A 2,339-nucleotide genomic window follows, 5' to 3' on the forward strand; every position below is an offset into this window, starting at 1 on the left:
GAGGACGTGCCGGTCGAGGCAGTTGTAGGCGACATTGAGCTCGCCGTCGGCGAACCAGCGCGCCACCGGGGCGTCGGACCAGTCCAGGACCTGGGTGAACGGCGTGTGCCAGTGCAGCCGGTTCGCCTGCTCGGCCCAGAAGGCGTCGCGGTCGGTCTCGCCGCGCTCGTAGAGGGCGGCGCCCGCGTTGGCGGAGGCGGCGAACTCCGCGCTCGGGGGATACGAGTCCTGATGTCCTGCAGCGGTTTCGGTCATGTCGAATCAGCCTCACATGCCTCGTGCGGTCGGGTCGGTCGGGCGGGGTGGCCCCTGCCACCTCGACAGTAGTCAACCGGGGCGCCCCCGCGTCGGCGTTGTATCGGCCGGGTTTCGCGGTGGTCAACCGACCTGGTTCATCCGATGACTTCGCGGACAGACCAGGCGGTCGCGGGCTATCGTTTTGAATCAACCGTTCAGCTGATGGTTCCGAGAATTGTTCATATTTTTCTGCCGGGTGAGAGGGGCTCGGCAAATATTCCTGCGTTTCCGTCGGGTAACCGTAGGGATACATGTGAAGCGAAAAAGGCTCGGTTCACTGAAAAACCGGGCCGGAGTGGCTAACCTCCGAGCGTTACGCCACGGAATCGAACCGGGAGAGAGCGTTGAGATTCAACAGAGCGATTGCGCTGATCGCCGCGGGCCTGCTGGCCACAAGCCTTGGCTTGACCGCGTGCTCATCCGATGACAGTGCCGAGGACGGCATCGTCACCACCAACGCGGGCGAACCGCAGAATCCGCTGGTACCCACCAATACCAACGAGAACATGGGCGGCCGCGTCGTCGACCGCTTGTTCGCCGGGTTGAAGTACTACGACGCCAACGGCGAGGCGCACGACGAGATGGCGGAGAAGATCGAGACCACCGATCGCAAGTCGTATCGGATCACGATCAAGCCGGACTGGAAGTTCACCGACGGCACCACGGTGACCGCCAAGTCGTTCGTCGACGCCTGGAACTACGGCGCCCTCGCCACCAACGCGCAGTTGCAGAGTTACGTGTTCACCCCCATTGCCGGTTTCGACGAGGTGAATGCCGAACAGCCCAAGGCACAGACGATGTCGGGCCTGAAGGTGGTCGACGACAGAACCTTCACCGTCGAGCTGAAGTCGCCGTCGATCGATTTCGAGAGCGCTCTCGGCTACGCGCCGTTCTACCCGCTGCCCGAATCCGCCTTCAAGGACATGAAGGCCTTCGGCGAGAACCCCGTCGGCAACGGTCCGTACAAGTTCAAGACGTGGGAACACAACGTCAAGATCGACCTCGAACCCAACCCCGACTACCCGGGCGGGCGGCCTGCCAAGAACAAGGGCCTGCGCTTCGCCATGTACCAGTCCTACGAGACGGCCTACGCCGATCTGCAGGCCGGTAATCTCGACGCGCTCGACACCATTCCCGACAGCGCGCTGACGACCTACAAGGCCGATCTCGGCGACCGCGCGATCACCAAACCGACCGCGCAGAACCAGCACATCGGCATCCAGACCTCCGTGCCGCATTTCGCCGGCGAGGAAGGCGTGCTGCGCCGCAAGGCGATCTCCATGGCGATCAACCGCCCGCAGATCATCGAGAAGATCTTCAACGGTCTGCGCACGCCCTCGCGCGATTTCACCGCCGCCACGCTGCCCGGGTTCAACCCCAACCTGCCCGGCGCCGAGGTCTTCGACTACAACCCGGACGAGGCCAAGAAGCTGTGGGCGCAGGCCGACGCGATGTCGCCGTGGGCAGGCAGCAAGTACACGATCACCTACAACTCCGACGGCGGCCACCAGGCCTGGATCGAGGCCGTGGCCAACAGCGTCAAGAACACCCTGGGGATCGACGCCGTCGCCAGCCCCGTCCCGACGTTCAAGAACGTCCGTGACGCGGTCAACGCCAAGACCATCGGCACCGCGTTCCGCTACGGCTGGCAGGGCGACTACCCGACGATGATGCAGTTCCTGTCCTCGCAGTACTACAGCTACTCCGAGACCAACAACGTCGACTACAACAACCCGGAGGTCGACCGGCTCTTCGACGCCGCGATGGCGGCGCCGACCCAGGAGGAGTCCTACAAGCTGATCGCGCAGGCGCAGACGATCATGATCAGGGACATGGCCGACATCCCCGTGTTCGACTATGTCGCCGCGGCGGGTCGTTCCGACCGCGTCGCCAAGGCCGAACTCGCCTGGAACGGCCTGTTCGACTTCGAGAACATCGAGAAATAGGCACTCGGAGCTGGGGCGGGGCCCCCGGGGGGGGGGGGGCCCCGGGGGTTTTGGGGGGTGTTTGGGTGGGTGATTAATAGGGGGGGGGGGCGGCAT

2 protein-coding genes are annotated in these 2,339 nt (G+C 64.3%); one reads left to right on the plus strand and one right to left on the minus strand.

Annotation, left to right across the window (positions count from 1 at the left end; genetic code table 11):
- A partial coding sequence (locus QH270_RS24450; RefSeq protein WP_280346429.1) for an acetyl-coenzyme A synthetase N-terminal domain-containing protein occupies positions 1 to 255 on the minus strand: 255 nt, incomplete at its 3' end.
- Between the two features lie 386 nt (positions 256 to 641).
- Between QH270_RS24450 and QH270_RS24455 the strand changes: the two genes are divergently transcribed.
- Positions 642 to 2,243, plus strand: coding sequence for a peptide ABC transporter substrate-binding protein (locus QH270_RS24455; protein ID WP_280346430.1), 1,602 nt, complete (start codon positions 642 to 644; stop codon positions 2,241 to 2,243).
- Positions 2,244 to 2,339: the final 96 nt, after the last annotated feature.

It is taken from the genome of Nocardia neocaledoniensis (assembly GCF_029868625.1).
Classification (GTDB): Bacteria; Actinomycetota; Actinomycetes; order Mycobacteriales; family Mycobacteriaceae; genus Nocardia; species Nocardia neocaledoniensis_A.